At 67.5% G+C, this 4,999-nt stretch carries 7 protein-coding genes; 1 reads left to right on the forward strand and 6 read right to left on the reverse strand.

The window, feature by feature from the left end:
- Window positions 1-270 precede the first annotated feature (270 nt).
- Together NBW84_RS22515 and NBW84_RS22520 are read right to left on the reverse strand one after the other, a co-directional pair.
- Window positions 271-1,005, reverse strand: coding sequence for an SDR family oxidoreductase (locus NBW84_RS22515; RefSeq protein WP_250287212.1), 735 nt, complete (start codon window positions 1,003-1,005; stop codon window positions 271-273).
- A complete protein-coding gene (locus NBW84_RS22520) occupies window positions 1,002-1,217 on the reverse strand; it encodes a tautomerase family protein (RefSeq protein WP_250287214.1) in 216 nt (71 codons plus the stop codon). The genes NBW84_RS22515 and NBW84_RS22520 overlap by 4 nt, the downstream gene beginning before the upstream one ends.
- A gap of 99 nt (window positions 1,218-1,316) precedes the next feature.
- Between NBW84_RS22520 and NBW84_RS22525 the strand changes: the two genes are divergently transcribed.
- Complete coding sequence (locus NBW84_RS22525; RefSeq protein WP_250287216.1) at window positions 1,317-1,910, forward strand: TetR/AcrR family transcriptional regulator; 594 nt, start codon at window positions 1,317-1,319, stop codon at window positions 1,908-1,910.
- Window positions 1,911-2,238: 328 nt separating this feature from the next.
- On the opposite strand, the gene NBW84_RS22530 is transcribed toward NBW84_RS22525, so the two are convergent.
- From NBW84_RS22530 to NBW84_RS24640, 4 genes are all read right to left on the reverse strand, one after another.
- Window positions 2,239-2,781: a DUF1003 domain-containing protein gene (locus tag NBW84_RS22530; RefSeq protein WP_250287224.1), complete on the reverse strand. Its 543-nt coding sequence runs from the start codon at window positions 2,779-2,781 to the stop codon at window positions 2,239-2,241.
- Between the two features lie 316 nt (window positions 2,782-3,097).
- On the reverse strand, window positions 3,098-3,934 hold the full coding sequence (locus NBW84_RS22535) for a TIR domain-containing protein (RefSeq protein ID WP_250287218.1): 837 nt from the start codon (window positions 3,932-3,934) through the stop codon (window positions 3,098-3,100).
- 34 nt (window positions 3,935-3,968) lie between these two features.
- On the reverse strand, window positions 3,969-4,121 hold the full coding sequence (locus tag NBW84_RS22540; protein ID WP_250287220.1) for a hypothetical protein: 153 nt from the start codon (window positions 4,119-4,121) through the stop codon (window positions 3,969-3,971).
- 84 nt (window positions 4,122-4,205) lie between these two features.
- Window positions 4,206-4,883 (reverse strand): alpha/beta fold hydrolase, encoded by a 678-nt coding sequence (locus NBW84_RS24640; RefSeq protein ID WP_445548820.1) that lies wholly within the window; start codon window positions 4,881-4,883, stop codon window positions 4,206-4,208.
- Window positions 4,884-4,999: the final 116 nt, after the last annotated feature.

Here is a 4,999-nt window from a genome sequence, read left to right on the forward strand (position 1 = left end):
TTTCGATACCGTCTGATCTGGTTTCGACACTTCGACAGCGGTTCGCTTTCGCTCGCCTTCCTGGTCCCCATCTGACGCATCTGATGCGCCTTTTCCTTATCGCTCACCACGACGGCCTGAGGGCTCGTAGTGACGGTTCCGGTGCGGGTCGTGTCGGTGGCTGAACGGTACGATGCTCCGGTGGGCAAGCTCGATTCGTGAGTCACGGAAGGTCCAGCCAGGCGGTCACGAGCGCAGATGAAGCGTTCCGGCGCGTCACACGGTCGGTGGCTACCGCGGCGCGGGTACGACCACGCTCGCGCCGCCGTCGACAGCGAGCGTTGCCCCGTGGAGATAGTCGGCCCCGGCGAGGTACGCGATCGCATCCGCGATCTCCTCCGGCCGGAACAGGCGGCCGAGCGGGAAGGCGCGGGTGAGGCCCTCAAGGACCTGGACGACGGCGTCAGTGCCGGGAGTGTGGGTGGGGCCCACCGCGATGGCGTTGACGTTCACACCGGACGGGCCGAACTCGGCCGCCCACGCGCGGGTGATCGATTCGAGTCCGGCCTTGACTGCGCCGTAGGCCGCCGATGTCGACGTGCCGACCCGCGCGGCGACGGTCGAGACGTTGACGACAGCGCCGTGCCCGCGCGCGGCCATCTTCGGGATCAGCGCCTGGCCGAGGAGGAACGGGGCGCGCAGGTTCACGTCGACCAACGCGTCGAAGAGGGCCTGGTTCGTCGCCGTGGTTGGCGCGAACCGGTAGTACCCGGCGTTGTTGACGAGAATGTCGACGTCGTCGAGGGCAGCGAGCGCGGTGAGGCCGCTGGGGGTCGCGAGATCGGCGATGACCGGCCGCGCGACCCCGCTGGCGTGCTCGATCCCGGCGACGACCTCCGCCGCCTTCGCCGCGTCGCGCCCGGTGACGATGACGTGGGCGCCGCGAGCGGCGAGTGCTTCGGCGGCGGCCCGGCCGATGCCGGACGTCGACCCGGTGACGAGCGCTGTGCGGCCGTCGAGGGTCATCGCTGCGCGGCCTTCGCCAGCGTGACGTCGACGGGGGTGCCCGCGAGTCCGTATCCGTCGCGGCTCGTCTCGTCGACGATTACGTAGACGTACGGACGGATCGCTTCGGCCTTCTCGACCTCGACGACGGCGTCGGTGATCCGGGCGATGAGCTCGGACTTCTGTACGGGGTCGAGCGAACCGGCCGGGATCTGAACGGTGACGACGGGCATGAGGGCGTCCTCTCCGACTAATACTATGGCGATCGCCATAGTATGGCGCCCACCATAGTATGGCCGGCAGCGAAAGACAAGGAGTCCAAGGGAGTCCAGATGCCGAGAACCTCAACCGCCCGCGGCGCCGCAATCGCTGCCGCTGCCGACCTGTTCCGCCGCCAGGGGTACGCGGCGACCGGCCTGGAGACGATCCTCGCCGCCAGCGGGGCGCCGAAGGGCTCGTTCTACCACCACTTCCCGGGCGGGAAGGAGGAGCTCGCCGTCGAGTCGATCGCGTTCAGCGGTGACCGGGTCCGAGAGCTGATCGATCACCTCGCCGCCGCGGCGCGCACACCTGGTGAGCTTGTCGCGGCGATCGCCGCGAAGCAGGCGGCGGACCTCCGAGAGTCCGGCTACGAGCGCGGCTGCCCCGTCGCGACGGTCGCCCTGGAGCTCGCCGGCATCACGGACGCGGTCGCGGAGACCTCGAGCGCCGCATTCGAGCGTTGGGCCGAGCCCCTCGCCGACAAACTCAGATGGGCAGGCCGGCCCGCAGCGGAGGCCCGGCGTCTGGCCCGCTGGGCAGTCGCCACGCTCGAAGGCGCGCTCCTGCTCGCGCGTACCGCCCGCGACGCGTCGATCGTGACCGACGCGGCCGCGATCACCGCCACCGTCCTCGACGGCGAGGCCTCGCCAGCTTCGACGGCGTGATGGGGCAGGTCACCGTCGTGGCGCGCTATCGAACTCGGACTGCCGCGCTGCCCGCCGCCCCGCTCATCGCCGCGCCGCTGTCGGGACGGCTCCGAGCTCGACGTTCACGCTGCCCGGCCGCCCGGATCTCCTCGACGCGCGACCGCAAGGGGCAACCTGATGGACCTGACGTGTCACACGATGTCGTACGTGCCGCCGATCCCGGACCGGCCGACTGCTTCACCGATCATCAGGAGTTTCCGAGGACGACGCTCTGAATCAGACTGCTCTTCAGGAAAGCGGCCTCGTCGACATCCTGACTCACGTAGTCGTCCCCGCGACGGTCGTTTCAGGGATGAGTCTCGTTCGTGATCTCCGAGAACCGCGGGGGCGCGGACGGCTGAACGATGTCCGCCCTGGCCTGCGCGATGATCTCCTGGGCGTGCCGCTCGATCTCCTCGGGGTCGAGACCAAGAGCCGTACCGATGTGGGCAGACCACACCATGGCCCGCAGGTCGGTTTCAAAATCGAGTTCGGCCCGCAGGTTCTGCCGTGCCGCCTCGCGGTTCTGGCTCACCATCACGAAGGTGGACAGGAAGATCGCTTCCAGGCTGACGATCATCGTGAGCAGTCCGAACGGATACGGATCGAAGACGCCAGCCCGGCCGAACACGCCCTCGTTCAGCAGAACCCAGACACCGAACCAGATGGCGTGGAGATACACGAACGGCAGGGAACCCGCAAACGACGTGATCGCATCGGCCGCGCGGTCCTGCGACGTGCGCATCCGCACGAAGAGGACCCGTTCATTGGGGACCCGTACGTGGGGGCGGCCACTGCCACCCCCACCGGCGCGGCGCGCCTGACTTTGATCATCAACGGAAGGGCTCATGGCACTCATACTCGGGGCTCCACCCACAGTGTCAGGTAGCTACCGGAAGAGCGACGAATCCGGTTACCGGCATCCAACGCCGTAGCCCTGCCGCCCGAAATTCGCGACCCGTCTCGCAACCCATCCCGATCACATGCGAAAGCGGAACCGGCGGCAAGGCAGGCGGGTTCGTAAGTGAGCTCCGGCTTGGCCGTGGCGGGTAGGGCTGACGCGGGTTAGCTCGCCGGCGAACCGGCCGGCGAGGGTACGGGCGTGCCAGCGCGGACGGGGGGCCGGACAAGAGATCTTGGACCGGCTCGTGCTGGAAGTATGCCTTTCAGGTCGGCTGACCCGACGACGCTGCGGCGCCGGAGTTAACGGCGTCTTCGAGACGGCGGATCACCTCCGGGCCGATCATCGCGTCGGCCTTGATACCAGCGCGGCGTTGAAACGCCTGCACGGCATGCTCGGTTCCCACGCCTGGAATGCCATCGATCGGCCCTCTGTAGTAGCCGAGGACCCGCAGGTAATCCTGAATTTGTCTGATCACACGACGCCGGATGACGCGGGATTCGAGCCAGTCATCGACAAGGCTTTCGCTGCGCGAGAGCAAGCCCCGCACCGCACGTTCAACGCCGACCGCCACCGACAGGTATGCCCGGTCCGGCTCTCCCCAGCTAGTGATCGGCTTTGCATCTTCCGGCAGCACCTGTAGGCGCGCGACCGGCAGGCGTTCCCAGCGACACGGACGAACGACCACGGGAACCAGCGCCAAGCTGCCTCGATCGTGCAGCTCAAGTGCCCTACGCAACTCCCGGCCATACGCGTACTGCGAGGCGACGAAGTCCGCAGACAGGAGAGCGATCACTATGTCCGCCGACTCGAGGCGAGAGCTGATCTCCGAATCCCAGTCAGCCCCGGGCAGGAGCTCGCGGTCATACCAGTCCACGACGATCTGCTCATGACGAAGCGGCGCGAGATGCTTGCGTAACTCCGCCAGGATCGGCTCATCCTCGTGAGCATAGGAGTAGAAGATCTTGAGCGGGCCACGGGAAGCGGCGCTACGCCCACTCCACGGGCGCTCCGATGCTCGCACAGTCAGGTTGTCCGACTCGCCGGGCGCCCGGCCGACATCGACTTGGTCTCCCATCACGCCTGCCTTAACCGTAAGCACCGTGTCCCGCTTGGCAGCAATATACGTCGACAGTTCAGGAGACCAGTAACGTGACGCCGATGGTGTTGTCGTGCACGCTCGCGGCGACCACGGTCACGGCGGCCGGCGTCCCGTCCGGGCTGGACGGGACGCGTCCGGAACCCGGGTCGACAAGGCCGACAAAAATGTCGATAACGCCGTTTGTCACCTTGTCAGGCGACCGAGAGAATCGCCGGCGACCGGAATCGAGTCCTCCCGCTCCTGGCTACATAGCGTAGCGCCTAGTTGTGGATCAATCATCATGCCGAGGCCCCGGGGAAGGCACGGCGTGGAAATGAGCGCGACCGAGCAGCGCTACGCCCCGCTCACGCGGGCGTTCACCCTGGCAACTGCGTCCAGCACGGCGGTGGCGAACAGGTCGGGATGGACCACCGGAAGATCCTGATCGGCTGCTACCGGGATGACATGTGCCCCGAGCTGGTCGGCCAGTTGCCGTTGCAAGGCGGGGCGGCACAGTGTGTCGTTTGAGGCGAGCCAGCGGGGCTGCCGTCGCAAGAGTGGTCCACAACAGGCGGTCGCGGCGGTTCTGCCGGTAGTTCAGTGCGCAAGCTGTCAGGACCAGGCCCGCGACCCGCTGCGGATGAGCCAACGCCATATGCGTTCCCACCAAGCCGCCGAGGGAGAATCCGCACACGATCACGCGGTCGATATTCAGGACGTCGAGCACCGCTATGACGTCTTCGGCGCAGTCGGCGATGGAGAACTCCCCGGCGATCGGCAGTCCGCGTCCGTGGCCACGCTGGTCCAGGCCGACAATCGGATGCCGCTGGGACAGCGGTGGCAGCAACCCGAAGAAATTGACGTCCAGCGACCAGGTCCACCCGTGCAGCAGCAACACCGGCAGTACACCGTCCCGGTCGGCCCGGGTCTGCCGCACGAAAACCTCCCCGCGGCCGGGGACCTGCAACATACGACCGGGCGGCAGCTCGGGACGCCATCCCTGTATGTGTGAGCGCGATGCGCGGGCCGGTCGGAGGAAGCCTGCCGTGCGCCGCGCCGCGCCACGCGGACACGGGCTGTCTGCAT

The sequence above is a fragment of the Protofrankia sp. CiP1_Cm_nod2 genome (assembly GCF_920664355.1).
Classification (GTDB): Bacteria; Actinomycetota; Actinomycetes; order Frankiales; family Frankiaceae; genus Protofrankia.

What these genes read in the sequence shown, in the direction of transcription:
- NBW84_RS22525 (WP_250287216.1), top strand. Translation starts at nt 1,317, where the DNA reads ATGCCGAGAACCTCAACCGCCCGCGGCGCCGCAATCGCTGCCGCTGCC.
- NBW84_RS24640 (WP_445548820.1), bottom strand. Translation starts at nt 4,883, where the DNA reads ATGTTGCAGGTCCCCGGCCGCGGGGAGGTTTTCGTGCGGCAGACCCGG.
- NBW84_RS22520 (WP_250287214.1), bottom strand. Translation starts at nt 1,217, where the DNA reads ATGCCCGTCGTCACCGTTCAGATCCCGGCCGGTTCGCTCGACCCCGTA.
- NBW84_RS22515 (WP_250287212.1), bottom strand. Translation starts at nt 1,005, where the DNA reads ATGACCCTCGACGGCCGCACAGCGCTCGTCACCGGGTCGACGTCCGGC.
- NBW84_RS22530 (WP_250287224.1), bottom strand. Translation starts at nt 2,781, where the DNA reads ATGAGCCCTTCCGTTGATGATCAAAGTCAGGCGCGCCGCGCCGGTGGG.